We start from the raw sequence: 26,198 nt of genomic DNA on the forward strand, positions 1-26,198 counted from the left end.
CAGCCGTCACTTCGTCACACCGCCATGGATTCGGCTATGGCCGAGGCCTGCATCACCACGGTGGCCTGCGGACCACGGCCCAGCGGGACCGGCACGATGGACAGATCGGCGACCGTCAGCGCGTCGATGCCGTGCACCGCGCCGAGCTCGTCGACGACGGCGCGCTCGTCCTCGGCCGGGCCCATTCGGCAGGTGCCCGAGAGATGCTGGGAAGTGCCCAGGTGCGTGCGCAACCAGGGATCCTCGACCTGGCCGACCCGCAGGCCCACCAGTTCGGCTGCCAACTCGACTCCGGTGCGCAACCTGGCACGGTCCTCGGCAGCGCGCAGGTAGCCCTGTTCGATGTGCGGGGGGACAGTCGGATCGGCGGAGACCAGGAGCAGTTCGCCGGTCGACTCGGGACGCATCAGCGCAACGCCCAGTCGGCGAAGACCCGGCGTGAACATCGGGGTGTACGGACGAAGCTCGAGGTCGTCGACCTCGAGGACGTATTCGAGCGCGACTCCCGCCGCGGCGGGAGTCGGCCCCGGGAACTCGAGGCCGATCTCCGGGTGATCGGTGCACCAGAGCCCCACCGGGGCGGGCAGGACGACCGGTACGCCGAGCGAGCGAAGCTGCGATTCGGGCCCGATCCCGGAACGGATCAGCAGTGCCGCCGACTCCACCGCCCCCGCGCACAACACCACCCGATCGGCGTACGCCTGTCCGCGCGCCCGGCCCCGTACCCACTCCACACCGACGACTCGGTTTCCGCGCAGGAGCAGCCGCGTCGCCATCGTCGATCCGATGACTGTCAGATTGGGCCGATCGAGAGCCGGATACAGATGAGTGACCGCAGGTCCGGCCCGCCGCCCCGCCGACATCGCCAGGGGAACTCGGCCGAACCCCGCCTCGGAGCACGCGGCCATGGGCCTTCCGCCGAATTCCGCCGCTGCCCGATCGGCATTCGATGGCGGAGGACCGACGGCCGAATCCGCCCGGACGGTGCACCGCCGCTCGTGGTCACTGGTCGAGGCCGCCGAACCGGTGCCTGCCGCGGCGTCGGCGATCGGAGCGGAGTCGGTGTCGGGGGCTGCGGTGGGGTCGACCGAACTCGCGGTGTCGGGCGCCGGCGACCAGGCCCTGGTCCATGGTGTGGGTTCCCGCAGCGCGTTGAGGTCGGCTCGCTCCCCGAACCCCGCCGCCGCGCAGGCTCTGGCGAACTCAGCACTGAACGGAGTGGGGTGCGCGGTACGCAGCACCGGGATGGGGCCGCGGTCGCCGTGGCCGGGAGCGGTGCCGAAGTCGAGATCGTGTTCGAGTGCGCGGAAAGTCGGCAGGACCGCGTCGAACGACCACCGGGAGCTACGGGCCGCAGCGCTCCACGCCGCGAAGTCCGTTGCCGGTGGGCGGACGAAATAGCTTCCGTTGACAGCGCCGGAGCCGCCGATCATTTTGCCGCGCACCAGGTTTCCCGGGTACCGCCACACCACGGGGGATTCCGGGCCGACCGGGAGGTGGGCGGGGTCGAGGAGTTCGGCGGGCAGGTCGGCCAGTGACGCCCAGACCGGACCGGCCTCGAGCACTCGCACAGCGTGGGCCGGATCGGCGCTGAGCCGGGCGGCGAGCACGCAGCCCGCCGACCCCGCGCCGACGATCAGAGTGCTCGTCACGCAGCCGGACTCAGCTGGGCGGGACGTGCGGCTTGAGCGCCTCGAAACTGCGCGCCCGGATGACACCGAGCCACAGGCCACTGCCGTAGGCCACATCGTCGATGCGCTTGTAGGCCACGTACCGCACCGGATCGAGGCCACCGGAGTCGCGATGGGTGAACCAGTCGGCCAGCCCGTCGGCGAGCGCCATGGTGACGGCGATCTTCCTGATCCGGCTCGACAGCAGCACCGCCAGCAGCGTCACCGGCCAATAGTCCCGGCACATCGCCGAGGCCAGCCGCCACAGTCCGGCGAAGAAGCCGCGGGCCAGATAGACCGCCGCGATCCGGGTCGGGTTGTCCAGTTCGGCGAACACGCGCCGCAGCCGGATCAGGGCGGTGCCGAGGGTGACCAGTCCGCCGAGCAGCCCCCACTTGGACAGCGTCGCGAACAGCAAGGTGGCCAGCACCGTCCAGGTGGGCACCGACAGCGGCGAGACCATGCCCGCGTGCCGCTTACCCAGCGGCGCGGCGCCGGTGCCGTAGAACATCCGTCGCCCGAACCAGGCGCGGAAGCCGACCCGGTGATCGTGGGCGACGTGCGCGGCCGGCTCGTAGCGCAGCCGCCAGCCCGCCCGCTCCAGCCGCCAGCACAGGTCGACGTCCTCGGCCACCTGCATCGATTCGTCGAAGCCGCCCTCGCCGAGCAGCGCGGCCCGGCGCGCCAGCAGCGCCGCGCTCGGCACATACGACACGACCCCGCCCGCGTGCACCGCCGACTCCCGCCTGCCCAGGTCGAGCGAGGAGCGGGTGTGCTCGTAGCGAGCCAGCGCGTTGGACTCCTTGTCCAGCGCGACGATTCGCGGGGCGACCAGCGCGACCTGTGGATCGCTGAAGTGTCCGAGCATCACCTCGAGCCACCCGCTGCGCGGCACCACATCGGAGTCGAGGAACGCGACGAAGCCCGTTGTCGCCGCCCGCAATCCGGCATTCCGGGCAGCGGCGGGGCCGAGCGGGCGCTCGTGGCGCAGCACCGTCACCTGGCAGCGGCCCTGGCGCGGCGGGATGCGCACCGGCTCGTCAGAACCGTCGTCGACGACGATCACAGGGTGACCGCGCAGGGTGGCGAGTAGCCGCAACAACCCGTCGGCGTTGTTGTAGAGCGGAATGACGATGGTGATGTCGTCGAGAGAGGGCAGCAGTCGCGGACGCGGGTTCGCCACACCGGAATCGAGCAGGCGGCGGGCGACGATCGCGGACTTGGTATCGGTCACCTCCAGGTACCCGTCGCCGATCAACTCGGCGGCCTCAGGGGCCAGACGCAGCATCCGCGCGGGGGATCCACCGATCAGGATCCGACCCCCGGAAAATGCGCGTACCCGTGGATCGATCCGTACCCCGAAGCCGTCGGGCAGACGATCATGGCGCATTCCTCGCATGCTATGCGCAGTTGGCCTTCCAGACATCATCACCCCACAAAAAAGGAGGAAAGTCCGCCCGAAATGCCGCCGTGACCGATAGCCAGCCCCATGAACAAGATCGGCAGCGCACTCCTGGCAACCGGTCTCGCCTCAGCCGAGTGGACTCTCGTTGCACGCCTTGGCAGGCGGGCGCTTGACGGTCAGCGGCAGCGACACCCGACCACGGGTCCGCACCGGCCGCGAATGGTCGACCGCGGGTCGTGGAATGGTGCGCCCCGGCAGGGACAGCGCCGCTTCGCCATAGCCCTGCACGCATTCCGGATCGGGTCCGTTGGCGGGCAGGCCGGTGAAGAACTTGGCCGCCATGCAGCCGCCGCGGCACGCGTCGTAGTGCGCGCACTTGGTGCAGGCGCCGCCGTCGACCGGCTCGCGCAGTTCGGCGAACAGTGCGGAGTTGGTCCACACCGCGTCGAAACCGCCCTCGGTGACGATGTTTCCAGCCTTGAACCGGTCGTGGATGGCGAACGGGCAGGCGTAGACATCGCCGACCGGGTCGACCAGGCAGACCACCCGGCCCGCGCCGCACATGTTCAGACCGGGCAGGGCCGAGCCGAAGGCGGACAGGTGGAAGAAGGAGTCGCCGGTGAGTACGCCGTCGCCGTTGCGGACCAGCCAGTCGTAGAGCTCGCGCTGCTGTTCGGGCAGCGGGTGCAGTTCGTCCCACACGTCGGCGCCGCGGCCCGAGGGACGCAACCGGGTCAGGCGCAGGGTGGCGCCGTAACGGTCGGCGATGGCCTTGAATTCGTCGAGCTGGCTGATGTTGTGGCGGGTGGCGACCACCGAGAGCTTCGCGTCCTTGAAACCGGCGGCGGCCAGGTTCGACAGTGCCTTGATGGCGGTGTCGTAGGAGCCGGGACCGCGCACCGCGTCGTTGACCGCGGCGTCGGCGCCGTCGAGGGAGATCTGCACGTCGACGTAGTCGCTGGCGGCCAGCCGCGCGGCGACCTGCTCGTTGATCCGAACGCCGTTGGTGGAGAACTTCACTCCCACGTGGTGGGCGGTGGCGTAGTCGACCAGCTCCCAGAAGTCCGGGCGCACGGTGGGTTCGCCGCCGCCGATGTTGACGTAGAAGATCTGCATGCGCTCGAACTCGTCGATCAGCGCCTTGCACTGCTCGGTGCTCAGCTCGTCGGGGTCACGCCGTCCCGAGGAGGACAGGCAGTGCACGCACGACAGGTTGCACGCGTAGGTGAGCTCCCAGGTCAGGCAGATCGGTGCCGCCAGACCCGATTCGAAACGGTCGATCAGCCGGCCGCCCTGCGGGGCGCCGGTGGGGGCAGGCATGCTCGGTGCCGCCACCGGAGTGACCGGGCCCGGTGCGGGCACGATCATGTCGGTGTCGGCGAGCTGGGTGAGCGCTTTGATGTGCACGTCGGAGCCGCCGACCCCGGTGGCACGCAGCGCCTCCCGCACCGAGGGGTGCGCGGGCAGTGACTGGACCACCTCGACCAGATCGCGGCTCTTGAGGAACGAGAGCTTGCGGGTGCCGAAGTGGTACAGCAGCGCACCGAAGGATTCCGGCCGCAGCGAGACGCGCGGATGCAGCGCCCAGCGGGTGTCGAGGTCGAGCACGCCTGCCTCCATGATCAGTACACGCCGCACATGCCGTCGATGCTGACCTCTTCGATCAGCGTCTCGGTGACCAGGTCCTCGTCGGTTTCGACGGTCGCACGCGTCGCGTTCTCTGACATGACTACCTCCATTGTGTTGCCGGTCACCTCGAACCTTAACGTCAGTCACTGCCATAAAGGAGCGAAATCGAAAATCTCGCTGTCCGCCGACCACCGATTCGCACAGCCGCCCCCGGGTGATCTGCGCCCCTCTAGACTGCCGGGAGCAGGACGGGAACGGGATCGCGCTGCGGCCCGGTGTCAGTAGAGGTGAGGCAAAAGCTTGCGTAACCACGGTGGGGTAGGGATTGGCGCGAATTCAACGCCGTGTCACGAGCGTCAGCCCCGGAGGAGGCAGCGTGCGTAACCACGGAGGGGCAGGGAGTGGCGCGAATTCAACGCCGTGTCACGAGCGTCAGCCCCGGAGGAGGCAGCGTGCGTAACCACGGAGGGGCAGGGAGTGGCGCGAATTCAACGCTGTCGGAGTCGGAGATCGTCGAGGCGGCGCTGCGCGTCGTGCGCGAGGACGGCGTGGAGAAGCTGTCGATGCGCAGGCTCTCGCGCGAGCTCGGCGTCTCACCGATGGCGCCGTACTACTACGTGGCCGACAAGCGCGAACTGCTCGATCTGGTGGCCAGCGCGGCGCTGCTCGGCGTGCGCAAGCCCTCACACGATTCCGGGCCGTGGCAGGTGCGCCTGCGCGATCTGATCGATCAGATAGACGATAAACTGCGCAGGCATCCCGGCCTGGGCGACATCCTGCTCGAGCAGATGCTCGGCAAGCAGCTCGACCTGATCGACGCGGTGATGGAGATCCTGTTCGACGCGGGCTTCAGCGACCGCAACGTACTGGCCGCTTACGCGACCATCCACACCTACCTGTTCGGCCGCAGCCGGGTGAATCCGCGCGACCGTTCCGCCCCCGCTGACGTGCTGTTACCCGAGGCCGTGGCCCGCGCCACCAAGTACATGTCCGACCTGCGCGGCAAGTACTCCTACGACTTCGGGATGGAGGTGTTGGTCGCCGGTCTGGAGGCACAGCTTGCCCTGCAGGCGCGTCCCGACCTAGCATGAAACTGAAACACGTTCTAGTTTTGTTCGAGAGGACGACATGACCACAGTCGAGGTTCCGCACGGTTCGCGCTCGGTGGTGCTGCGGGTGGCCGCAGTGATCGCCGAGACGGCCGATACCCACTCCGTGGTCTTCGAGGTGCCCGCCGAACTCCGCGAACGTTTCCGCTACCAGCCAGGTCAATTCCTGACCGTACGCATCCCCAGCGAACAGACCGGCTCGGTCGCCCGCTGCTACTCGCTGGCCAGCTCGCCGTTCACCGATGACCTGCCCAAGGTGACCGTCAAGCGCACCGAGGGCGGCTACGGCTCGAACTGGCTGTGCGACAACATCTCCGCGGGCGACGAGCTCGAGGTGCTGCCACCGTCGGGTGTGTTCACCCCCAAGAATCTCGACGAGGATCTGCTGCTGTTCGGTGCGGGTAGCGGCATCACCCCGGTCATGTCGATCCTGAAGTCGGCGCTGTCGGAGGGTTCCGGCAAGGTGGTGCTGATCTACGCCAACCGCGACGCGGGCTCGGTGATCTTCGCCGAGGAGCTGCGCGAACTCGTCGGCAAGCATCCGCAACGACTCACCGTCATCCACTGGCTGGAACCGCTGCTGGGGCTGCCGACCGCCGACATGCTGGCCGGGCTGGTCGCGCCCTACACCGCCTACGAGGCGTTCATGTGCGGGCCCAAGCCGTTCATGGACCTGGTGCACGACGCGCTGGCCGCCCTCGAGGTGCCGCGCGCCCGCACCCACGCCGAGGTGTTCAACTCCCTCGCCGGCGATCCGTTCGCCGACCACACGCCCGCCGAGCTGAGCGAGGACGAGGCGGCCGATGCCGCGACCGTCGAGGTCGAACTCGACGGGCAGGTGCACGAGCTGTCGTGGCCGCGCAAGCAGACGCTGGTCGACATCATGCTGAGCAAGGGGCTCGACGTGCCCTACTCCTGCCAGGAGGGCGAGTGCGGGTCGTGTGCCTGCACGGTGCTCGAGGGCAAGGTGGAGATGGACAACGCCGAGATCCTCGATCCCGAGGACATCGAGAACGGATACATCCTGGGATGCCAGGCGCGGCCGGTCACCGATCGGCTGAAGATCCAGTTCTGAGCCGGAACCACGGCGGCTCGCCGCCGGTCGCCGACCCGGTTCAGCGCAGCGCGCGATAGGCGGCGCGCTGTTGTGGAGCGAGGTGTTCGGTCGCGTAACTCAATGCGGTACGGCCCATCTCGGGTGCATGGGTGTCGAGGAAGCCGGTGAGCACCGCTCGGTCGACCCGTTTGCCGACCTCGCGCAGCATCCAGCCGAGGGCCTTCTGGATGAGGTCGCGGCGGTCGGCGAGCAGTATTTCGGCGAGTTCCAGCGTGGTGCTCGCCTCGCCGGCCTTGATGAAGGCGAAGGTGGACAGCAGGGCCACCCGGCGCTCCCACAGGGAATCGCGCTGGGCGAGCTGGAACAGCAGGGCGCGGTCCTTGTCGAGGAGCCAGGGGCCGATGATGTGTTCGGCGGAGGCGTCGACCAGGTCCCAGTTGTTCACCCTGCCCCGGCGGACGGCCGCGAGGTAGAGCGCGACCATCTCCGCGCGGGCGCTGTCGTCCCGGGTGCGCGGTTTGGACGCGGCGGCGAAGCGGAGGTTCAGGACGAACAGGGCCGTGAGGCGTTCCTCGTGGACGGGGCTGTCGAGGAGTTCGTCGATCTGTTCGAGCGGCAGGGTGGCGAACCGCTTCGCCACTTGTCGACTGGCGGGGACGCGGACGCCGAGGAAGACGTCGCCTTCGCCGTATTCGCCGGGAGCGGTCTTGAAGAAGCGCTGCAGGTTCCGCGCGTCCTCGGGATTCGCCAGTTCGGCGAGGGCCTCGCGCACCTGCGTGGCGGTGGGGAGCTCGGACACTGCGCACCTCCGGAGTCGACGGGTTCCACCGCATTCAACCCCGAGGGACCGACAATTCAGCCATCGGCCACAGCTCGGTCACCCGGCGACGGAACCCCCGCGCGGCGAGCACACCCCGCGCGTGGCCAGGAGGAGCCGACGCGATCAGCCCGGCAGCGCTCCGAGCAGTCGGCCGGATTCGAATGTCGCCGCGCTGGCGGGCAATTCGCCGGTCCGCCCGCTGGTGCGGACCGTGACATTGCCGTTGCCCGTCGTGGGGCGGCCGAGTTCGTCCATTTTGCGGATGGTCTGGGCGGCCACGGCCTGGGCGCTGTCGAACAGGCGCACCCCGTCGGGCAGTGCGGCCACGATGGCATCGATGACCAGCGGATAGTGCGTGCAGCCGAGCACCACGCCCTCGACATCGGCGGGGGTGCGCGCCGCGGCGTCGGCGATGGACTCACCGATGGCGGGCAGATCGCCCCGGTCGATCGCGTCGGCCAGCCCGTGACAGGCGACCCCGACGACCTTCGCCGCCCCGCCGAACCGGGCGATCAGATCGGCCTGGTACCGGCTGGCCGTCGTCGCCGCGGTCGCCCACACCGCCACCGACCGGCACTGCGCCGCCGCCGGCTTGATCGCGGGCACCGTCCCGATCACCGGCACCGACTCCCCCACCGCCGCCCGCACATGATCCAGCGCCGTCACACTCGCCGTATTGCACGGCAACACGATCACCTCGGCCCCCAGCTCGAGCGCCTGCCGCGCCGTCCCGAGCACCCGTTCGACCACCCACTCCTCCGCCTTCGGCCCCCACGGCGCGCCCTCGGGGTCCAGCAGCAGCAACAGATCCACATCAGGCCGCAGTTTGCGCAACCAAGCAGCCGTAGGCAACAGGCCAAGGCCGGAATCGATGAGCGCGACGATCACCGGTCCACCGTATTACAGCGGCGCATTCGGGCCTTACGAGGTGGGCGTGAGGAGGTCGGCGAGCGGGGTGGGGGTGGCGAGTTTGGCGCGCAGTTTCATGACCTGGGAAGTGAGGCCGGCGCCGAGGACGGCGGTGAGGACGCCGTCGCGGGAGTAGTAGGCGAGGAACTTGCGGCCGTCGTCGGTGACGATGGTGACATCGTCGGTGGCGGCGGGGGTGCCGAGAGCCTGGATCTTCACGTCGTACTGGTCGCTCCAGAAGTACGGGACGCGGGCGGCGGTGGGGGCCGGGCCGCCGAGGAGGGCGGTGACCAGGAGTTTGGCCTGTTCGCCCGCACTGGTCCAGTGCTCGACCCGCTTGCGCACGCCCGTGTCGTGCTGCCAGGCGGCCACGTCGCCGACGGCCCAGACGGCGTCGGCGGAGGTGCGGCCGACCTCGTCGGCGAGCACACCGCCGCCCGCGGACGGTTCGGCCAGCTCGATGCCGGAATCGGCGAGCCAGTCGGTGACGGGGACCGAGCCGACGCCGATGACGACCAGGTCCGCGGCGAGTTCGGTGCCGTCGGTGAGCAGCGCGCCGCGCACCCGGCCCGACTCATCGGCACGCAGGGTGTCGACGCCGGTGCCGCAGCGCAGGTCGACCCCTTCCTCACGGTGCATTCTGGCCACCAGCGCGCCGATCCGCTCACCGAGCACCGAGGCCAGCGGGGTCGGCTGCGGTTCGATGAGGCTGACCTCGACTCCGGCGGCACGGAAACTGGCGGCGAGTTCGCAGCCGATGAAACCGGCACCGATGATCAGCGCCCGCGTCGCGCCGTCGAGTTCGGCGCGCAGGGTTTCGGCGTCCTCGTGCGCCCGCAGGACGTGCACACCGCCCGCGGCGGGCAATCCGGGCAGTCGGCGGGGGCGCAGGCCGGTTGCGATGATCAGCTGGGCGTAGGCGATCGTGCTGCCGTCGGCGAGGGTGATCGTGCGCGCGGCGATGTCGACGCCGGTGACGGCCGTTCCGAGGCGCAGCTCGATGTTCTTGTCCGCGAAGAACTCCGGCGGGCGCAGCGTGGTGTCGTCGGTCTCGCCGCGTACGAACTGCTTCGACAGCGGGGGGCGATCGTAGGGCGGGCGCGTCTCGTCGCCGAGCAGCAGCACCCCACCTTCGTACCCGGCCCGGCGCAGTTCCTCCGCCGTACGCAGGCCTGCCAGACCCGCTCCGACGATCACGATGGGCGCGCTCATAGATGTGTCCTTCTGCTGTGTCGCGGGCCACTACGGCCCCCAGATGTTTGTACCAGTGTGCGAGGACACCTGTGACACCCACGTCGCAACCCAACCGTGCCGATACCGGTATCGACCGGGCGGTCAATCAGGAGTAAACCGAGGTCAGAGGCATTTTGTCTCAATTTCGGTCTCAACGAGGAGGCAGCTCCCATGTTCAACGACAGCCGCGCACAAGATTTTCTCGCCGTCGTGCTCGGTGCGTTCACCGCACTCTCGCCCCTGTGGCTCAACACCAACAGCAACGCCCGCTGGACGCTCATCGTGCTCGGCGTACTCATCGCCGCGACCGGGCTGGTCCAGATGGCACGGGCGAGCATGGCCAGCGCCGACTACGCGATGGGCCTGTTCGGCGTGCTGCTGTTCATCTCGCCGTGGGCCATGGACTTCACCGCGTTCCGTGGCGCGGCCTGGACCGCCTGGGTGGTCGGGGTGGTGACCGCGGTCGTGGCGGTGGCCGCGCTGCCCGCGATGTCGCAACGCCTGCACAATATGGCTCCCCATCACTGATGCCGGGCCGACGCGTCGGGCGCCGCAACGCGAAACGCGATGGCGACGCCCGGCAACTCATCCTGGATGCCGCCGAATCCCTGTTCGCCGCACGGGGGTTCGACGCGACTCCGACCGCCGCCCTGGCGGCGGCCGCCGGTGTGCCCAAGGGGCTGGTCTTCTACTACTTCCCGACCAAGAACGCGATCCTGTCCGCGCTCCTACGTGAACGACTGCCCGACCATCCCATCGACGACATCGGTGCCGTCGTCGCCCTCGGCGACCCGGCCACCAGTTTGATCAACCTCGACACCGCGCTCAACCTGCGCGATCACCACTCCTCGGTGCTGCGCGTGATCATGTGGCGCGAAGCCGACACCCATCCCGACGTCCGCCGCCGCCTGCGCCAACTGCGCGACCAACTCCTCGACGTCACCGCCCACGTCCTCCAGGCCAGCACCCCCACCCCGGTCCGCCCCGGCACCCTGCGCGCCTGCGCCGCCGCCTGGGTCTCGGCCATGTTCGCCATCGCCGGCGCCGACCGCCTGCGCGCTCTGGACGGCCTTCCGGTCCCCACCGTCGAGGACCTGACGAACGTCGCTCAGGTCGTCGCGGCGGGGATGACCCAACTCGGCTGAGCGCGCCCGCCCCACGCGATCACGCCTCGCTCCAGCGGGCGGCGTCGTTGGCGGCGAGGACGCGGCGCAGGAGCTCGGTCAGGGTCTGCTGCTCTGGGGCGGAGAGGGCATCGAGGAAGCCGCGCTGCGATGCCATCGCCACGGGGTGCAGTTCGCGCGTGGCGGCCTCGCCTGCGGCGGTGAGTGCGATCTTGTTGCGGCGACGGTCGGCCGGGTCCTGAGCCCTGGTCACCAGACCGAGGCGCTGTAGCTCGTCGATGTGGCCGACCAGATGGCTCTTGTCGAGGTCGAGTGCGTCGGCCAGTTGCTGCTGCGACAGGGGGCCGAAGTCGTCCAGCGCGCTGAGCACGGCCTGGTGGCCCAGCCGGAGGCCCCGTTCGGCCAGGGCGATCTCCAGCTGCTGCCGCCCGAACTTCGACACCTGCGAGGCCAGATACGACGGCTGGGCGAGCAGGGATGGCGGGCGCTGCCGGTGGACTGACATCAGGCGACCATACCGGTCGCCAAAACTGTTGCATATCGCTACTATTGCATCAGGCAACTACAAAGGAATGCGCATGACTGATCGATCGAGCCTCGCACTGTTGACCGGCCCCGCTCCCCGCCCACTCGTGGACGGCACACTCCTGCTGCTGCGCCTGACCCTGGGCGTGATCTTCTTCGCCCACGGCTGGGACACCTTCCAGAACCTCGGCGTCTCGGGGACCATCGACCTGCAGCGCGAGTCGGGGATTCCGCTCCCGGAGCTGGCCGGCCCGTTCACCGTGCTCGCCGAACTCATCGGCGGCCCGCTGCTCGCCCTCGGCGCGCTCACCCGCCCGGCCGCCCTGGCACTGGCCGTGGTCATGGTCGGCGCGATCGCGTTCATCCACGCGCCGCATGGCATCTTCGTCGAGAACGGCGGCATCGAACTGGTGCTCGTCCTCGCCGCCGCCTGTCTGGTACTCGCCGTACAGGGCGCGGGGCGGTTCGGTGTCGACGGGCTGATCGCGACCCGCTGGTCCACCCCGACCCGCCGCGACGATCCGGCATGAACCCAGGTGCCCCGAATCGCCGGACCGTGCTGACCGCACTCGGGCTGGGACTGGTGAACGCGGGGTGCGGAACCGACCGCCCGAGCACATCCCCGCCCCATCCGCCGCGACCTCAGCGAGAACAAGCCGAGCGCACCGCTCACATCCACTTGAAGGTCCACGTCGGCGGCCGCGAGATCCACACCGGCCAGCTGTATTTCGACGACGACCTCACCGCGATGATCGCCGTACTCCCACCGCACCGAACCCCGCACCCGCAACAACCAGGACTTCCTCTTCCGACGCGTCGCCGACCACACCCTGCTGACAGTGGCCGGCACCCCCGACAGCGGACTTCAGGCCGACATCATGGTCGGAGTCACGGTGTAGCTCGACTCGCACCGCGATGACCTGGCCGACATCGACCAGGTCATCGCAGACGGCATCACCCGATTCGACAGAGTCACCACCGGGTCAATGGGTGCCATGGGTGACCGGCTCGTTGCCGGGGGTGGCGGCGTCCCGGGGCCGGACGGTGGGGCGGCGGAGTTTGCGGTGGGCCAGGAAGGCGACGGTGGCGTGGAGGACTGCCGCGGTGAGGGCCACCAGGTGGAGACTGTCGACGAAGGCGGTCCGGGCGGCGGCGAGCTGGGCGGGGGTGAGGGTGGTCAGGGTCAGGGTTTCGCCGAGGGTCGGGGCCAGGTCAGGGCCGGTGAGGCGGAACAGGAGGGCGGCCAGGGAGCCGAAGAGGGCGATGCCGAGGGCGTTGCCCAGTTCGTTGCTGGTTTCGGCGAGGGCGGCGGCTGAACCCGCGCGTTCGGCGGGCACGGCGGCGACGGCGATGTCGGCGACGACGCTGAACGAGATGCCATAGCCGATGCCGGCGATGACGGTGGCCGCGAGGTACCAGGCGATCCCGTCGGAGGTGCCGGTCGGCAGCAGCGCGAGCAGGCCGGCGGTGATGAAGACGTGGGCGGCGACCAGGGCGGTCGATTGGCCGATCCGGGCGACGACGGCGGGAGTCACCACGGCGGTGACAGTGAGGACCAGTGCGCCCGGCACGGCCAGCAGCGCGGCGCGGGCGATCGTCAGATCGAGGATCGACTGCAGGTAGGTGGCGGTGAGGTACGCAATGGCCGACCAGGCCGCCAGCGGGAGGAAACCAGTGAGGATCGCGATGGTGAACACCGGACTGCGGAACAGCCCGAAGTCGATGAGCGGGAGCGCGATCCGGAACTGACGCCGGACGAACCAGGCCAGCGCGACGAGTCCGACCAGTCCGACGACCAGCCCGTCCACCGACACACCCGCGGCCGCCGCGTGCTTCACGGCGTACATCGTGAGCAGCAGCCCGGCCGCCGAACTCAGCACGCTGGGCACATCGACGCCACCGGTGCGGGTGGCGGGCACTTCACGGAGCAGGATCGGCGCGAACACCAGGAAGGCAAGCAGCACCGGCAGATTGATCAGGAACACCGAACCCCACCAGAAGTGGCTCAGCAGCTGTCCCGCGACGATCGGGCCGATGGCGAAACCGGCGGCGAAGGTGGCGGCGAAGATGCCGATGGCCTGCGCGCGTGTGCGTGGATCGGCGAACAGGGTGCTCAGCACCGCGAGCGCCGAGGGCAGCAGCGTCGCCCCGGCCACGCCCATCACGATGCGCAAAGCGATCAGCATTTCCGGGCTTGTCGCGAAAGCCGCTGCGGCCGAGGCGATACCGAACACTCCCGCGCCGATCATCAACAACCGCAGCCGGCCGTAGCGGTCACCGATACTGCCGAACGCGATCAGCAGCGATCCTACGGCGAAGCCGTAACTGTCCAGGATCCACAGGGATTGATCGGCGGTGGGGGTCAGCGCGTCGGTGAGGGTCGGCATCGCCAGGAACAGGATCGAGCCGTCCATCGCGACGAGCAGGACGGGACCGAGGACCACCAGCAGCCCGAGCCAGGCACGCAGCTCGGTGGGAGCGAGTCGTTGTTTCATGCCACCGAATCTGCGGCGCCGCGCCGAAGACAACCAGCCCCGGCGATGGGTACACCCGGCAGGGATACCCACGGCACGACAGCGCTGCCTACCATCGGAGAGATGGAACTCGAGAGCCTCGGCGCCTTCCTCAAGACCCGGCGCGACCGGATCACCCCGGCGGCGATCGGCCTGCACACCTACGGCGTCACCCGCCGCGTGCCGGGGCTGCGCCGCGAGGAGCTCGCTCAGCTGGCCGGGGTCAGCGCGGGCTATTACACCCGGCTGGAACAGGATCAGGCGGGCACGGCGTCCGAGCAGGTCATCGATGCCATCGCCCGGGTGTTGCGGCTCGATCAGGCCGAGACGGCCCACCTGCACAATCTCGCCGGGCGGTCCAGCACGCCGCGCCTGGTCGCGCCCGCGGTGGAGCAGGCCAACCCCCGGGTCCTCGCGCTACTGGACGCGCTCGGCGAGACCATGCCCGCGGTGGTCCTCGGCCGCCGCGGTGACGTGCTCGCCTGGAATCGCACCGGCCATGCCCTCTTCGCCGAACACCTCGACTTCGACGCACCCGCCGATCCCGACCGGCGCCCCTCGATCCCACGGCAGTTCTTCCTCGATCCGCTCACCAGGGACCTGCACCGCAACTGGGCCGAGCTCGCCCGCATCCACGTCGCTTATCTGCGACTCACCGCCGGTCGACATCCCACCGATGCGCGCCTGGCCGAACTGATCGGCGAACTCGCCATGCGCAGTGGCGAATTCGCGACCCTGTGGGCCGAGGGCGAGGTGGCCGACTGCACGGTCGGCCGAATGCAGCTACACCATCCGACGGTCGGCGGCGCCGATGTGGACTACCAGGTCTGGCTGCAGCCCGACAGCCCCGATCACCGGCTCGAGGTCTACACCCCGCGCGACGCGAGCTCGGCCGACGCGCTGCGGCTGCTCGCCGCCGGCGTCTCCGGTGTCGAAGCGACAGCAGCGGGGGCGCTCAGCAGGCGATGATCGACTCCGTCACCGCGACCGATCCACCGACGGGCATAAACCCGCTGAGCTGACCGTTCCTTCGAAGAACCGCCTTCGCAACCACAGGAGACCTGCCGTGTCAGACGAAACGTTCGATCCGTACGCGCTGCTCGCCGAGGCCCGGTTGGGGGTGCTCGCGACGCTCAAGAAGGATGGGCGGCCACAGTTGTCGCCGGTCACGCCGTATTTCGATCGGGCGGCGGGGATCATTTATGTGTCGATGACCGAGGGGCGGGCCAAGACGGTGAATCTGCGGCGGGATCCTCGGGCGGCGTTCGAGGTGACCAGCGCTGATGGGTGGGCGTGGGCTACCGCGGAAGGGACCGCGACGTTGATCGGGCCGGGAAGCGACCCGAACGGACCAGAGGTCGGGGCGCTCGTCGACTACTACCGGGCCGCGGCCGGTGAGCATCCGGATTGGGCGGAGTATCGCTCGGTGATGGTGTCGGATCGGCGGGTGTTGCTGTCGCTGGCCGTGGAGCACGTCTACGGCGCCCGGATTCGCTGAACCGGCAGGCTTGGGCACCCGCCCGTAGCCTTGTGGTGACGGGATCATCGCGAGCAGGGAGCTTCTGATGGGGCAGGAATCGTTGGCGCGCCGGGGTGTGCGCGGGTTCAACGCGGGTGTGGTCGCGTTGACCGAGGCGCCGGTCATCGGGAAGGTGCTGGGCAAGGCCTTCGCGCAGGTGAGCTATGTGGGGCGTAAGTCGGGGCGCGCGTTCAGCACGCCGGTGAACTATCGGCGCCGCGGCGACGAATACCTCATCGGCGTGGCCATGCCGGACAAGAAGACGTGGTGGCGGAACTTCCTCGGTGACGGCGGGCCGGTCACGCTGCGGATCGACGGCGTCGACCACGCGGGGCACGCGGTGTCGGCGCGCGACGAGCGTGGCCGGGTCACCGTCCGGGTTCGCCTCGACGCCTGAGTCCAGACGCTATGGCGCGTCGAGGAATTCGGTCACGTCCGGGGCGAACCGAGGGTGCTTGATCGCGCCGAGGTGGTTGGTGTCCGGGTAGACGATCAGGCGGGCGCCGGGGATACCCTCGGCGGTCTGTTCGAAGGTGGACACACGGTAGTACTCGTCGCGGTCGCCGCCGACCACCAGGGTGGGCGCGGTGATGTCACCGAGTCGGCCGGACAGGTCGAAGGCGTCCTCGGCGCGGACGAAGGCGAGCGTGTCGGCCGGGTTCTTCGGGCGCAGGAACGGGTCGAGAATCCAGCTGGCGGCACCGACCAACCTGGCCTTGACCGGGGATTCGATGCCCTGCGTCGCTAGGTGATGCAGCGCGCGCTTGCCCTGGGCCGCGGCCGTCGCGTACTTCATCTGCGAGATGCGGGCGGCGTCTTCGAGGCGATGGCCCGAGGAGGCGACGACGAGTCGGCGCACCGCCGCCGGGTGGTCGGCGGCGAGCTGCAAGGCCAGCGAACCACCCGAGGAGATGCCGAGAACGTCTACGGGACCGTCGAATTCGGCCGCCATGCCTTCCGCGTGCGCCGTGGCGATGTCGGCCATCGTGGTGCCCTCGGCCATGCCCGGCGCGCGATTGACCGCGTACACGCGATAGTGCGCGGCCAGCGGTGCCATCGTCTTGATCTCGGCCGAGCGCAGCCAGCCGGTCGGATTGGCGTGATCGGGCGTGAACCACCGCAGGAACACCAGCGGCCGGCCCGAGCCGAACGCCAGATACGGCATCCCAGCGCCGAGCACCCCTTCGCTCACGGCGAGTTTCTTCTCGATGCCCGCTCTGCCCATGACATTCTCCGATCCGTCCGAATACGTACCCCGGACGGTACCGACCGTCGCGCGCCACCGCGATGACCTCGCAGGTCATCGCGGCGCCGCGCGTCACGAACCGCTGCCGCCACCACCGCGCCCGAGGCCGCCACGCTGGATCACCGCGCCGCTCTTGGTCTTGATCTCGGCATTGCTCGGCTTGATGGTGGTGCCGCCGGACGGCGCCTGACCGATCTGCGCCGTGCCACCGTAGTAGTAGCGGTATTGCGGCCACATGGTGGGCGACCTCGTGCGGTAGGACCCACCGGCCGAACTGCTGTCGCAGTTGCTGTCCGCGACGACGGTCCGGGTGCCGTCGCGATCCTCGCGGTAGCACGATGCCACGACGGTGTCGGGCTCCTTGCTCTTCTCGACAACGTAGAAACCACCGATGAGCGCCGCGATGCCCACGATCGCGATGGCGCCCATCTTCATGGAGTTGTCGCGCTCGTCCTTGGCAGCAGCTTCTCGAATCCGCTGCCGCATCCGGTCGTGTTCGCGATCCACGCGCCGCATGTGCGAGGAGAACAGCAAGGGTTCGGTCGCGGGTGGACGGGTGGGCCACCGGGCCGGTTGCCGCACGCGAAAGGGCGGGCGCAGCTCGGGTTCATTACCCGAATTCGCTTCTCCCCCAGGCTTTTCCAAATAGCCGTCCGAACCCACTGACACCACCCCCGTCGCGTCGATCCGCCCCTCATGATGCCATGTCCGGCACGAGGGCTCGATCGATTATCACGAGGAGCGGTTGCGAAATCCTTGTCGCGCAACAGGTCCCGGAAACGCCGAACGGCGCCGCTCCCGAAGGAGCGACGCCGTGGCGGTGTCGGTGAGTCTACAGGCTCACTTGACGATCTTCGTGACGCGACCGGCGCCGACGGTGCGGCCACCCTCACGGATCGCGAAACGCAGGCCCTCGTCCATGGCGACCGGCTGGATCAGCTTGACCGACATCTCGGTGTTGTCACCGGGCATGACCATCTCGGTGCCCTCGGGCAGGGTCACAACGCCCGTCACGTCAGTCGTACGGAAGTAGAACTGCGGACGGTAGTTGTTGAAGAACGGGGTGTGGCGGCCACCCTCGTCCTTCGACAGGATGTAGGCCTGACCCTCGAACTCGGTGTGCGGGGTGGTGGTGCCGGGCTTGACGACAACCTGGCCACGCTCGACATCTTCGCGCTTGATGCCACGAACCAGCAGGCCGACGTTGTCGCCCGCCTGGCCCTGATCGAGCAGCTTGCGGAACATCTCGATACCGGTGACCGTGGTCTTGGTCTTGTCCGGACGGATGCCGACGATCTCGACTTCCTCGTTCACGTTGACCACACCGCGCTCGATGCGGCCGGTGACGACGGTGCCACGACCGGTGATCGTGAAGACGTCCTCGACGGGCATCAGGAACGGGAGCTCGGTCTCACGGACCGGGTCCGGGATCGAGTCGTCGACGGCCTGCATCAGCTCGACGATGGACTCGGCCCACTTCTCGTCGCCCTCGAGGGCCTTCAGGCCGGAGACGCGCACGACCGGCGCGTCCTCGTCGAACTCCTGCGAGGCCAGCAGCTCGCGGACCTCCATCTCGACGAGCTCGAGGATTTCCTCGTCGTCGACCATGTCCGACTTGTTCAGCGCGACCAGGATGTAGGGCACGCCGACCTGGCGGGCGAGCAGCACGTGCTCGCGGGTCTGCGGCATCGGGCCGTCGGTGGCGGCGACCACGAGGATGGCGCCGTCCATCTGGGCCGCACCGGTGATCATGTTCTTGATGTAGTCGGCGTGGCCCGGGGCGTCGACGTGCGCGTAGTGGCGCTTGTCGGTCTGGTACTCGACGTGGGAGATGTTGATCGTGATACCACGAGCCTTCTCCTCCGGCGCCTTGTCGATCTGATCGAACGCGAACGCGTCGTTCAGATCCGGGAACTTGTCAGCCAGCACCTTGGTGATCGCTGCAGTCAGCGTGGTCTTGCCATGGTCGACGTGACCGATGGTGCCGATGTTGACGTGGGGCTTCGTCCGCTCGAACTTCGCCTTCGCCACTGTTGTCCTCCTGGACTAGTTAGTGCGTGCTTTTTTGCAGCAGTGCGGTTATTAAGGGGGGTCGTGCTGACGCCCGGTTGCCGGGGCCAAGCGTACTTGGCCCCGGCAAGCGAATTACTCGCCGGTCGCCTTGGCGATGATCTCCTTGGACACGTTGGCCGGAACCTCCGCGTACTGGGCGAACACCATGGAGTAGTTCGCGCGACCCTGGGTCTTGGACCGCAGGTCACCGATGTAGCCGAACATCTCCGAGAGCGGAACCAGCGCCTTGACGACACGGGCACCACTGCGTTCCTCCATGGCCTGGATCTGGCCACGGCGGGAGTTGAGGTCGCCGATCACATCGCCCATGTAGTCCTCGGGCGTGATGACCTCGACCGCCATGAGCGGCTCGAGGATCACCGGACCGGCCTTGCGGGCCGCTTCCTTGAGGGCCTGCGAACCCGCGATCTTGAACGCCATCTCCGAGGAGTCGACGTCGTGGTACGCGCCGTCGAGCAGGGTGACCTTCAGGTTCACCAGCGGGTAGCCGGCGAGCACGCCGTACTGCATGGCGTCCTGGGCACCCGCGTCGACCGACGGGATGTACTCACGGGGCACGCGACCGCCGGAGACCTTGTTCTCGAACTCGTAGGTCGCGCCGTCTTCGCCGACGAACGGCGCGACCGCGATGATGACCTTCGCGAACTGGCCGGAGCCACCCGTCTGCTTCTTGTGGGTGAACTCGAGCTTCTCGACGGTCTTGGTGATCGTCTCGCGGTAGGCCACCTGCGGCTTGCCGACGTTCGCCTCGACCTTGAACTCGCGCTTCATGCGATCCACGAGGATGTCGAGGTGGAGCTCGCCCATGCCGCCGATGACGGTCTGGCCGGTCTCGGCGTCGAGCTTGACCGAGAACGTCGGATCCTCGCGCGCCAGCTTCTGGATCGCGGTACCGAGCTTCTCCTGGTCGGACTTGGTCTTGGGCTCGATCGAGACCTCGATGACCGGGTCCGGGAACGTCATCGACTCGAGGACGACCTGGTTCTGCGGGTCCGACAGGGTGTCACCGGTGGTGGTGTCCTTCAGACCGATCACGGCGTAGATGTGACCGGCGGAGGCGGTGCCGACCGGGTTCTCCTTGTTGGAGTGCATCTGGAACAGCTTGCCCAGACGCTCCTTCTTGCCCTTGGTCGAGTTGACGACCTGGGCACCGGAGGCCACGGCGCCGGAGTACACGCGCACGTAGGTGAGCTCGCCGAAGAACGGGTGCACCGCGATCTTGAACGCCAGCGCCGAGAACGGCTCGTCGACGTTCGGCTTGCGGGTGACCAGCTCTTCTTCCTTGCCCGGGATGTGGCCGGTGGTGGCCTCGACATCCAGCGGGGACGGCAGGTAGTCGATGACCGCGTCGAGCATGGGCTGCACGCCCTTGTTCTTGAACGCCGAACCACAGAGCACGGGGTAGAGCTCCGAGTTCACGGTCATCTTGCGGATGGCGCCCTTGATCTCGTCGATCGAGAGCTCCTCACCGCCGAAGAACTTCTCCAGCAGGGCCTCGTCGGACTCCGCGACGGTCTCGAGCAGTTCCTGACGGTACTGCTCGGCCTTGTCCTTGAGGTCGGCCGGGATCTCGACGACTTCGTACTCTTCGCCGAGCTTGGTCTCGCCCTTCCAGACCTTGGCGTTGTTCTCGACCAGGTCGACGATGCCCTCGAAGTCGTTCTCCGCGCCGATCGGCAGCTGGATGACCAGCGGCTTGGCACCGAGACGATCCTTGATGGTCTGCACGGTGAAGTAGAAGTCAGCGCCGAGCTTGTCCATCTTGTTCACGAAGCAGATACGCGGCACGTCGTACTTGTCGGCCTGACGCCACACCTGCTCGGACTGCGGCTCGACACCCTCTTTACCGTCGAACACCGCGACCGCGCCATCGAGCACGCGCAGCGAACGCTCCACCTCGACGGTGAAGTCGACGTGCCCGGGGGTGTCGATGATGTTGATCTGGTTGTCTTTCCAGAAGCAGGTGGTAGCGGCGGAGGTGATGGTGATGCCACGCTCCTGCTCCTGCTCCATCCAGTCCATGGTGGCCGCGCCGTCATGGACCTCACCGATCTTGTACGTGATACCGGTGTAGAAGAGGATGCGTTCGGTTGTGGTGGTCTTGCCCGCATCGATGTGGGCCATGATGCCGATGTTGCGGACCTTGTTCAGGTCGGTGAGCACGTCCTGTGCCACGGAATTCTCCCTTTTGAGTGACGGGCCGGGGACTTACCAGCGGTAGTGCGCGAAGGCCCGGTTCGACTCGGCCATCTTGTGGGTGTCCTCGCGACGCTTCACGGCGGCACCGAGGCCGTTGCTGGCGTCGAGGAGTTCGTGAGCGAGACGCTCCACCATGGTCTTCTCACGACGCGCGCGGGAGTAGCTGACCAGCCAGCGCAGCGCCAGGGTGTTGGCGCGGCCCGGACGGACCTCGACCGGCACCTGGTAGGTGGCGCCACCGACACGACGGGGCTTCACCTCGAGGGCGGGCTTGACGTTGTCGAGCGCACGCTTGAGGGTGACGACCGGATCGGTGCCGGTCTTCTCGCGAGCCTGCTCGAGCGCGCCGTAGACGATGCGCTCGGCGGTGGACTTCTTGCCGTCCAGCAGGATCTTGTTGACCAGCTGCGTGACCAGGGGCGACCCGTAGACCGGGTCGTTGATCAGCGGACGCTTGGGTGCGGGGCCCTTGCGTGGCATATCAGCTCTTCTCCTTCTTGGCGCCGTAGCGGCTGCGGGCCTGCTTGCGGTTCTTCACACCCTGGGTGTCGAGCGAGCCACGGATGATCTTGTAGCGCACACCCGGAAGGTCCTTCACACGACCGCCGCGCACGAGCACCATCGAGTGCTCCTGCAGGTTGTGGCCTTCACCGGGGATGTACGCCGTGACCTCGATCGCGCTGGTCAGGCGAACGCGCGCGACCTTACGCAGCGCGGAGTTCGGCTTCTTGGGGGTGGTGGTGTACACGCGAGTGCACACGCCACGACGCTGCGGGCTCCCCTTGAGGGCCGCAGTCTTGGTCTTGGTGACCTTGTCGCGGCGACCCTTGCGGACCAGCTGGTTGATGGTTGGCATAGACCGGCTTTCCTTATTGGTAATGGCGGCTTGATTTGCGGTGCATTCAGTTCATCGAGCTTTCACCCGCACGTCCGACCGTGTTTCCTTTAACCCGCGGTCGGGCGTGTCGCGCGCAGCTCAGGACCCTTTTTCTGGGCACGCTGGAACGTATCGGCCGCTCTCGCTGGCCTACGTTCACACGCGAACTTGCCCGTAGCAATCCGGGCACAGCGATCCACGATACGCGCCCGCCCGAACCGGGGTCAAAGCGGGTTGGAGGTCAAGACTTCTACCGGGCCAGATCCAAGGTCAACTCGACCAATTTCTGTGCCCCGGCACACGGGTCCGGATGGGCCGAGCCCGGTCGGTAGTTGATCCACCAGCCGACGACCCCGACATCGGCGGCCGGCGCGGTGACTCCGCAGGAGTCGTTGTCACCCGGGCGGCGTACCTGCAGGGCCCTGCGACCCTGCACGGCGATGTCACTGGTGAGGTACCCCAGCTTGTCGTTGGTGGCCTTCTCGTTGTTCAGCGTACCCATCTCGTACCAGTTCAGGGTAGCCATGGCACTCCCACCGGGGGCGTCCTCGATGTCCCACATGCAGACGGCGCCGGAGAACGAGGTGAGCACCATCTCCGCGTCGCCGACGATCTCGCCGATCTTGTCCGCGGCGACCACCTCGCACTCGCGCAGCAGTTTGTCGAAGTCGGTGTTGATCGCCTCCTCGCCACCGCCGCTGCCCAGCGGCTGGGCGTTGCCCTCGATCGTCGTGCCGCAACCTGTCAGCGTGGCGGTGAGCAGCAGCGCGCCTGCCGCGGCGGCCACGATCCCGCGCGCGCTCACCCCAGCCGTCCCACGGTCAGCTCGGCCAGTTTCCTGGTCCGGTCGCACGGATTGCCGCCCATCGCGAACAGGCCGGTGGACATGGACCATTCGAAGAAGTCGTCGTCGAGTTGCACGGCGAGGTCGCAGACCGTGCCGCGGGGATCGAGCGCCTGGAAACCGGGAAGTCCACCTACGTCGATGCTCTCCGGTTCGCGCCCGACGCTGGACACCCAGGCCTTCTCCCGCTCGATCGGACTGCCCCGGTAAGAGGCGAAGGTGACACTGGGCGAAGAGATTCCGGCCGCCTCCCAGTTGCAGCCGGTGGCGTTCTTGTAGACCCGCGCGATCTGGCCGATCCCGGCGAGGTCACGCACCTCGTCGTCGGTGACGTGTCCGCATTCGCCGACGAACGGACCGAGCGAGGCGACCTTCGGTGGTGGACGCATCGAGCCGGTCGGCGAATCGGAGTTCCCCCCCGATCCGCACGACGACAGCACGACAGCAAGGGCCATGCCGATGACGATCGCCGAGGGGATCCGCATGCCATGAACTGTAGTGTCTTCCCGGCTGGCGTCGAATGGCTCGGGCTCCGACCTGCCGCTATCGTCGGATCGGCCGCCACGCGGCCGATCTCAGCCGTTCGACGCTTCGAGGATTCATGGATATCGCGTTCATCGTCGCCGCCTTCGCCGGCGGCCTGGTCGCCATGCTGGTCCGGCTACCACCACTGGTCGGATTCCTGGTAGCGGGCTTCGTGCTCAACGCCATGGGCTACGGGCTCACTCCCGAGCTGGAAACCATCGCCGACCTCGGGGTCACGCTCCTGCTGTTCACCATCGGCCTGAAGCTCGATGTGCGGTCGCTGGCTCGACGGGAGATCTGGGGGACAGCCACCGCGCACATGGCCGTCACGACCCTGGCCATCGCCGGGTTCATCGGCGTACTGAAGTTCAGCGGCTTCGCGCTGTTGGCCGGGACCGGCTGGAGCGATCTGCTCCTGCTCGGCTTCGCACTGTCGTTCTCCAGCACGGTCTTCGCGGTGAAGGTGCTCGACGAACGAGGGGAAGCGACCGCGCTCTACGGGCGGATCGCGATCGGTGTCCTGGTGATGCAGGACATTTTCGCTGTCGTGTTCATCACAGCGTCCACCGGCAATTACCCGAGCCTGTGGGCTCTGCTCCTGCTGCTGCTCATCCCGCTCGCTCCGCTACTGCATCGCGTACTCGATCGGATCGGCCACGGCGAGATGCAGGTGCTGTTCGGGGTCGTCGCGGCGCTGGTCCTCGGCTACTCCCTGTTCGACCTCGTCGGGGTCAAGGGTGATCTGGGCGCGCTGCTGCTCGGCATGGTGATCGCCCCCGCCGCGAACGCGGCCCCGCTGGCCAAATCACTGTTCTCGCTGAAGGAACTGTTCCTCGTCGGCTTCTTCCTCAGCATCGGGCTCACCGCGATGCCGACAGTGCAGACCTTCCTCATCGCCACCGCCCTGCTGTTGCTGATCCCGCTCAAGGGTGCCCTGTTCACCGTGCTCTTCCTGCTCGGGCGTCTACGTGCGCGCACCGCGCTGCTGGCCGGGCTGACGTTGAGCAACTACTCGGAGTTCGGGCTGATCGTCGGCGCGCTCGCGGCGTCCAAAGGCTGGCTCCACCAGGACTGGCTGGTGGTGATCGCCTTGACGGTCGCCATGAGCTTCACCGCCTCCGCGGTGTTGAACTCGCGTGGCGAGAGCCTGTATCGCCGGTACGGCGAGTGGCTGAAGCGGCGCGAGCACGCCGAACTGCTCGACATCGACCAGCACATCCAGATCGACGACGCGCAGTCGGTGGTACTCGGCATGGGACGGGTCGGCCGAGGTGCCTACGACCGGCTGCGCGACACCCACGGACTGACCGTCGTGGGAGTGGAGCAGGATCCGCGAGTCATCGCCGAGCTGCGCGTGCAGGGATACCGGGTCGTGCAGGGCGACGCCGCCGACTCCGACTTCTGGGAACGGGTGACCCTGACCGACGTGGAACTCATCGTGCTGGCCATGCCGCACCAACAAGGCAACCTGGCCGCTCTCGACAGCGTCGGTAACAGCAACTGTCAGGCCACGATCGCCGGCATCGTCACCAGGACCGAGGACATCGCCGAGCTTCGGGCTCGCGGCGCCGACCATGTGTTCCATCTCTACGGTGAAGCCGGTAAGGCGCTGGCCGACGACGCGATCCGGAGCCGCACCGAGAACTGAGGCGAGCTCACAGGTTGCCCCGCGCGGCCTGTTCTCGTTCGATGGCCTGGAACAGGGCTTTGAAATTGCCCTTTCCGAAGCCCAGTGAGCCATGCCGCTCGATGAGTTCGAAGAAGACGGTGGGGCGATCGGCGAGCGGGCGGGTGAAGATCTGCAGCAGGTAGCCGTCCTCGTCGCGGTCGACCAGGATGCCGCGGCGCTGCAGATCGTCCACCGGTACTCGCACGTGGCCGATTCGGGCGCGTAGGTCGGGGTCTTCGTAGTAGGTGTCGGGGGTGGCCAGGAATTCGACACCCTCGGCGCGCAGCGCGTCGACGGTGGCGATGATGTCGCCGGTGGCCAGCGCGATGTGCTGCACGCCGGGCCCGCGGTAGAACTCGAGGTACTCGTCGATCTGAGAGCGCTTGCGGCCCACCGCCGGTTCGTTGAGCGGGAACTTGACCCGGTGGTTGCCATTGGCGACGACCTTGCTCATCAGCGCGGAGTACTCGGTGGCGATGTCGTCACCGACGAACTCGGCCATGTTCGTGAATCCCATGACCTCGCGGTAGAACTCGACCCAGCGGTCCATCATGCCGAGTTCCACATTGCCGACCACGTGATCGATCGCCTGGAACAGCCTGTCCCGGCGCGGTTGCCGAGTCGACGTGCGCGCGACATAGCCGGGTAGATAGGGACCGGCGTAGGCCGACCGGTCGATCAGCGTGTGTCTGGTCTCGCCGTAGATCGCCAGCGCCGCCGAGCGGACGGTGCCGAATTCGTCGCTCTCGTCGTGCGGTTCGGTCAGGATCGTGGCGCCGTGGGTGCGCGCCCAGGCGATACAGCGATCCACATCGGGCACCTCGAGGGCGATGTCGACGATGCCGTCGCCGTGGCGGTCGTGGTGGGCGACGAGCGCACTGCCGGGATCGACCGCGCCCTTGACGACGAACCGCGCTCCCCCGCTGCGCAATACGAACGCCTTGTGGTCGCGGTTGCCGGTCTCGGGCCCGGAGTAGGCCTCGAGCCGCATCCCGAACGCGGACTGCAGGAAGTGCGCGCTCTGGGTCGCGTTGCCGACGACCCACACCAGCGCGTCCCACCCGGTCACCGGAAACGGATCGACACTGTCGTCATGGGCGATCAGCCCGACGAGCTGCTGCTCAATGGTCATGACCAAGCAAATCTCGCCGAGCCGTACCTGAGCAACAACGCCAGCGAAGGCTGGACAGGCTGACTCGAGTTGCTACCTTTCGCCCCCCGATGGTGGACAATTTGAATAGCACCCGAGCAC

General features: G+C 68.0%; 27 protein-coding genes. 9 read left to right on the forward strand and 18 right to left on the reverse strand.

Going from position 1 to position 26,198, the window contains the following annotated elements; translation table 11 throughout:
- Positions 1 to 14 precede the first annotated feature (14 nt).
- The 4 genes from BOX37_RS35630 to mftA all read right to left on the reverse strand — a co-directional run bounded on the left by BOX37_RS35630 (position 15) and on the right by mftA (position 4,802).
- Complete coding sequence (locus BOX37_RS35630; protein WP_071930469.1) at positions 15 to 1,652, reverse strand: GMC family oxidoreductase N-terminal domain-containing protein; 1,638 nt, start codon at positions 1,650 to 1,652, stop codon at positions 15 to 17.
- Between the two features lie 10 nt (positions 1,653 to 1,662).
- Complete coding sequence (gene mftF / locus BOX37_RS29500; RefSeq protein ID WP_071930470.1) at positions 1,663 to 3,060, reverse strand: mycofactocin biosynthesis glycosyltransferase MftF; 1,398 nt, start codon at positions 3,058 to 3,060, stop codon at positions 1,663 to 1,665.
- A gap of 141 nt (positions 3,061 to 3,201) precedes the next feature.
- Positions 3,202 to 4,695 carry a mycofactocin radical SAM maturase gene (mftC, locus tag BOX37_RS29505; RefSeq protein ID WP_084760368.1) on the reverse strand — a complete coding sequence of 498 codons (1,494 nt, stop codon included), beginning with the start codon at positions 4,693 to 4,695 and terminating at the stop codon, positions 3,202 to 3,204.
- Between the two features lie 2 nt (positions 4,696 to 4,697).
- On the reverse strand, positions 4,698 to 4,802 hold the full coding sequence (gene mftA, locus BOX37_RS29510) for a mycofactocin precursor MftA (protein WP_156910620.1): 105 nt from the start codon (positions 4,800 to 4,802) through the stop codon (positions 4,698 to 4,700).
- 354 nt (positions 4,803 to 5,156) lie between these two features.
- On the opposite strand from mftA, the gene mftR2 reads away from it, so the two are divergent.
- Together mftR2 and BOX37_RS29520 are read left to right on the forward strand one after the other, a co-directional pair.
- Positions 5,157 to 5,795, forward strand: a complete 639-nt coding sequence (gene mftR2, locus BOX37_RS29515) for a mycofactocin system transcriptional regulator MftR2 (RefSeq protein WP_071930472.1) — start codon at positions 5,157 to 5,159, stop codon at positions 5,793 to 5,795.
- 37 nt (positions 5,796 to 5,832) lie between these two features.
- Positions 5,833 to 6,888, forward strand: coding sequence for a ferredoxin--NADP reductase (locus BOX37_RS29520; protein ID WP_071930473.1), 1,056 nt, complete (start codon positions 5,833 to 5,835; stop codon positions 6,886 to 6,888).
- A 40-nt stretch (positions 6,889 to 6,928) separates the two neighbouring features.
- On the opposite strand, the gene BOX37_RS29525 is transcribed toward BOX37_RS29520, so the two are convergent.
- From BOX37_RS29525 to BOX37_RS29535, 3 genes are all read right to left on the reverse strand, one after another.
- On the reverse strand, positions 6,929 to 7,669 hold the full coding sequence (locus BOX37_RS29525) for a DNA alkylation repair protein (protein WP_071930474.1): 741 nt from the start codon (positions 7,667 to 7,669) through the stop codon (positions 6,929 to 6,931).
- A gap of 144 nt (positions 7,670 to 7,813) precedes the next feature.
- On the reverse strand, positions 7,814 to 8,578 hold the full coding sequence (locus BOX37_RS29530) for a glutamate racemase (protein WP_071930475.1): 765 nt from the start codon (positions 8,576 to 8,578) through the stop codon (positions 7,814 to 7,816).
- A gap of 33 nt (positions 8,579 to 8,611) precedes the next feature.
- A complete protein-coding gene (locus BOX37_RS29535) occupies positions 8,612 to 9,811 on the reverse strand; it encodes an NAD(P)/FAD-dependent oxidoreductase (RefSeq protein ID WP_071930476.1) in 1,200 nt (399 codons plus the stop codon).
- A gap of 192 nt (positions 9,812 to 10,003) precedes the next feature.
- Between BOX37_RS29535 and BOX37_RS29540 the strand changes: the two genes are divergently transcribed.
- Both BOX37_RS29540 and BOX37_RS29545 read left to right on the forward strand, forming a co-directional pair.
- Positions 10,004 to 10,360 carry an SPW repeat domain-containing protein gene (locus BOX37_RS29540; RefSeq protein WP_071930477.1) on the forward strand — a complete coding sequence of 119 codons (357 nt, stop codon included), beginning with the start codon at positions 10,004 to 10,006 and terminating at the stop codon, positions 10,358 to 10,360.
- Positions 10,360 to 10,977, forward strand: a complete 618-nt coding sequence (locus BOX37_RS29545) for a TetR/AcrR family transcriptional regulator (protein ID WP_071930478.1) — start codon at positions 10,360 to 10,362, stop codon at positions 10,975 to 10,977. The genes BOX37_RS29540 and BOX37_RS29545 overlap by 1 nt, the downstream gene beginning before the upstream one ends.
- Before the next feature lie 19 nt (positions 10,978 to 10,996).
- Here BOX37_RS29545 and BOX37_RS29550 read toward each other — a convergent pair whose 3' ends face one another.
- Positions 10,997 to 11,461 carry a MarR family winged helix-turn-helix transcriptional regulator gene (locus BOX37_RS29550; protein ID WP_071930479.1) on the reverse strand — a complete coding sequence of 155 codons (465 nt, stop codon included), beginning with the start codon at positions 11,459 to 11,461 and terminating at the stop codon, positions 10,997 to 10,999.
- A gap of 73 nt (positions 11,462 to 11,534) precedes the next feature.
- Between BOX37_RS29550 and BOX37_RS29555 the strand changes: the two genes are divergently transcribed.
- Entirely contained in the window at positions 11,535 to 12,011 is a 477-nt protein-coding gene (locus BOX37_RS29555) for a DoxX family protein (protein ID WP_071931982.1), read from the forward strand.
- 453 nt (positions 12,012 to 12,464) lie between these two features.
- On the opposite strand, the gene BOX37_RS29560 is transcribed toward BOX37_RS29555, so the two are convergent.
- Positions 12,465 to 13,976 (reverse strand): MFS transporter, encoded by a 1,512-nt coding sequence (locus tag BOX37_RS29560; protein WP_071930480.1) that lies wholly within the window; start codon positions 13,974 to 13,976, stop codon positions 12,465 to 12,467.
- Positions 13,977 to 14,078: 102 nt separating this feature from the next.
- Here BOX37_RS29560 and BOX37_RS29565 point away from each other — a divergent pair, with 102 nt between their 5' ends.
- From BOX37_RS29565 to BOX37_RS29575, 3 genes are all read left to right on the forward strand, one after another.
- Positions 14,079 to 14,963 carry a helix-turn-helix transcriptional regulator gene (locus tag BOX37_RS29565; protein ID WP_071930481.1) on the forward strand — a complete coding sequence of 295 codons (885 nt, stop codon included), beginning with the start codon at positions 14,079 to 14,081 and terminating at the stop codon, positions 14,961 to 14,963.
- Between the two features lie 97 nt (positions 14,964 to 15,060).
- Positions 15,061 to 15,492 carry a PPOX class F420-dependent oxidoreductase gene (locus BOX37_RS29570; protein WP_071930482.1) on the forward strand — a complete coding sequence of 144 codons (432 nt, stop codon included), beginning with the start codon at positions 15,061 to 15,063 and terminating at the stop codon, positions 15,490 to 15,492.
- 67 nt (positions 15,493 to 15,559) lie between these two features.
- A complete protein-coding gene (locus tag BOX37_RS29575; RefSeq protein WP_071930483.1) occupies positions 15,560 to 15,910 on the forward strand; it encodes a nitroreductase/quinone reductase family protein in 351 nt (116 codons plus the stop codon).
- Between the two features lie 9 nt (positions 15,911 to 15,919).
- Here BOX37_RS29575 and BOX37_RS29580 read toward each other — a convergent pair whose 3' ends face one another.
- The 8 genes from BOX37_RS29580 to BOX37_RS29615 form a co-directional block, all read right to left on the reverse strand.
- Complete coding sequence (locus BOX37_RS29580) at positions 15,920 to 16,738, reverse strand: alpha/beta fold hydrolase (protein WP_071930484.1); 819 nt, start codon at positions 16,736 to 16,738, stop codon at positions 15,920 to 15,922.
- A gap of 93 nt (positions 16,739 to 16,831) precedes the next feature.
- Positions 16,832 to 17,275 carry a hypothetical protein gene (locus tag BOX37_RS29585; RefSeq protein ID WP_156910621.1) on the reverse strand — a complete coding sequence of 148 codons (444 nt, stop codon included), beginning with the start codon at positions 17,273 to 17,275 and terminating at the stop codon, positions 16,832 to 16,834.
- 324 nt (positions 17,276 to 17,599) lie between these two features.
- The gene (gene tuf, locus BOX37_RS29590) at positions 17,600 to 18,790 is read right to left on the reverse strand and encodes an elongation factor Tu (protein ID WP_071930486.1); all 1,191 of its coding nucleotides are present in this window, start codon (positions 18,788 to 18,790) and stop codon (positions 17,600 to 17,602) included.
- Between the two features lie 114 nt (positions 18,791 to 18,904).
- The gene (gene fusA, locus BOX37_RS29595; protein ID WP_071930487.1) at positions 18,905 to 21,007 is read right to left on the reverse strand and encodes an elongation factor G; all 2,103 of its coding nucleotides are present in this window, start codon (positions 21,005 to 21,007) and stop codon (positions 18,905 to 18,907) included.
- A 33-nt stretch (positions 21,008 to 21,040) separates the two neighbouring features.
- Positions 21,041 to 21,511 (reverse strand): 30S ribosomal protein S7, encoded by a 471-nt coding sequence (rpsG, locus tag BOX37_RS29600; protein WP_071930488.1) that lies wholly within the window; start codon positions 21,509 to 21,511, stop codon positions 21,041 to 21,043.
- Between the two features lies 1 nt (position 21,512).
- A complete protein-coding gene (gene rpsL / locus BOX37_RS29605; RefSeq protein WP_056814220.1) occupies positions 21,513 to 21,887 on the reverse strand; it encodes a 30S ribosomal protein S12 in 375 nt (124 codons plus the stop codon).
- Positions 21,888 to 22,158: 271 nt separating this feature from the next.
- Positions 22,159 to 22,713, reverse strand: coding sequence for a DUF3558 domain-containing protein (locus tag BOX37_RS29610; RefSeq protein ID WP_071930489.1), 555 nt, complete (start codon positions 22,711 to 22,713; stop codon positions 22,159 to 22,161).
- The gene (locus tag BOX37_RS29615; protein ID WP_071930490.1) at positions 22,710 to 23,237 is read right to left on the reverse strand and encodes a DUF3558 domain-containing protein; all 528 of its coding nucleotides are present in this window, start codon (positions 23,235 to 23,237) and stop codon (positions 22,710 to 22,712) included. The genes BOX37_RS29610 and BOX37_RS29615 overlap by 4 nt, the downstream gene beginning before the upstream one ends.
- 116 nt (positions 23,238 to 23,353) lie before the next feature.
- On the opposite strand from BOX37_RS29615, the gene BOX37_RS29620 reads away from it, so the two are divergent.
- Positions 23,354 to 24,925 (forward strand): cation:proton antiporter family protein, encoded by a 1,572-nt coding sequence (locus BOX37_RS29620; RefSeq protein WP_071930491.1) that lies wholly within the window; start codon positions 23,354 to 23,356, stop codon positions 24,923 to 24,925.
- Positions 24,926 to 24,932: 7 nt separating this feature from the next.
- Here the strand turns inward: BOX37_RS29620 and hppD are convergent, their stop codons facing one another.
- A complete protein-coding gene (gene hppD / locus BOX37_RS29625; protein WP_071930492.1) occupies positions 24,933 to 26,078 on the reverse strand; it encodes a 4-hydroxyphenylpyruvate dioxygenase in 1,146 nt (381 codons plus the stop codon).
- Positions 26,079 to 26,198: the final 120 nt, after the last annotated feature.

Origin of the sequence: Nocardia mangyaensis (assembly GCF_001886715.1) — a bacterium.
Classification (GTDB): domain Bacteria; phylum Actinomycetota; class Actinomycetes; order Mycobacteriales; family Mycobacteriaceae; genus Nocardia; species Nocardia mangyaensis.

Coding starts and splice junctions, on each gene's coding strand:
- hppD (WP_071930492.1), bottom strand. CDS start 26,078: ATGACCATTGAGCAGCAGCTCGTCGGGCTGATCGCCCATGACGACAGT.
- BOX37_RS29540 (WP_071930477.1), top strand. CDS start 10,004: ATGTTCAACGACAGCCGCGCACAAGATTTTCTCGCCGTCGTGCTCGGT.
- BOX37_RS29520 (WP_071930473.1), top strand. CDS start 5,833: ATGACCACAGTCGAGGTTCCGCACGGTTCGCGCTCGGTGGTGCTGCGG.
- BOX37_RS29545 (WP_071930478.1), top strand. CDS start 10,360: ATGCCGGGCCGACGCGTCGGGCGCCGCAACGCGAAACGCGATGGCGAC.
- BOX37_RS29560 (WP_071930480.1), bottom strand. CDS start 13,976: ATGAAACAACGACTCGCTCCCACCGAGCTGCGTGCCTGGCTCGGGCTG.
- rpsG (WP_071930488.1), bottom strand. CDS start 21,511: ATGCCACGCAAGGGCCCCGCACCCAAGCGTCCGCTGATCAACGACCCG.
- BOX37_RS29565 (WP_071930481.1), top strand. CDS start 14,079: ATGGAACTCGAGAGCCTCGGCGCCTTCCTCAAGACCCGGCGCGACCGG.
- BOX37_RS29555 (WP_071931982.1), top strand. CDS start 11,535: ATGACTGATCGATCGAGCCTCGCACTGTTGACCGGCCCCGCTCCCCGC.
- mftA (WP_156910620.1), bottom strand. CDS start 4,802: ATGTCAGAGAACGCGACGCGTGCGACCGTCGAAACCGACGAGGACCTG.
- BOX37_RS29620 (WP_071930491.1), top strand. CDS start 23,354: ATGGATATCGCGTTCATCGTCGCCGCCTTCGCCGGCGGCCTGGTCGCC.
- BOX37_RS29575 (WP_071930483.1), top strand. CDS start 15,560: ATGGGGCAGGAATCGTTGGCGCGCCGGGGTGTGCGCGGGTTCAACGCG.
- BOX37_RS29535 (WP_071930476.1), bottom strand. CDS start 9,811: ATGAGCGCGCCCATCGTGATCGTCGGAGCGGGTCTGGCAGGCCTGCGT.
- BOX37_RS29585 (WP_156910621.1), bottom strand. CDS start 17,275: ATGCGGCGCGTGGATCGCGAACACGACCGGATGCGGCAGCGGATTCGA.
- BOX37_RS29615 (WP_071930490.1), bottom strand. CDS start 23,237: ATGCGGATCCCCTCGGCGATCGTCATCGGCATGGCCCTTGCTGTCGTG.
- BOX37_RS29580 (WP_071930484.1), bottom strand. CDS start 16,738: ATGGGCAGAGCGGGCATCGAGAAGAAACTCGCCGTGAGCGAAGGGGTG.
- mftC (WP_084760368.1), bottom strand. CDS start 4,695: ATGGAGGCAGGCGTGCTCGACCTCGACACCCGCTGGGCGCTGCATCCG.
- BOX37_RS29550 (WP_071930479.1), bottom strand. CDS start 11,461: ATGTCAGTCCACCGGCAGCGCCCGCCATCCCTGCTCGCCCAGCCGTCG.
- rpsL (WP_056814220.1), bottom strand. CDS start 21,887: ATGCCAACCATCAACCAGCTGGTCCGCAAGGGTCGCCGCGACAAGGTC.
- mftF (WP_071930470.1), bottom strand. CDS start 3,060: ATGCGCCATGATCGTCTGCCCGACGGCTTCGGGGTACGGATCGATCCA.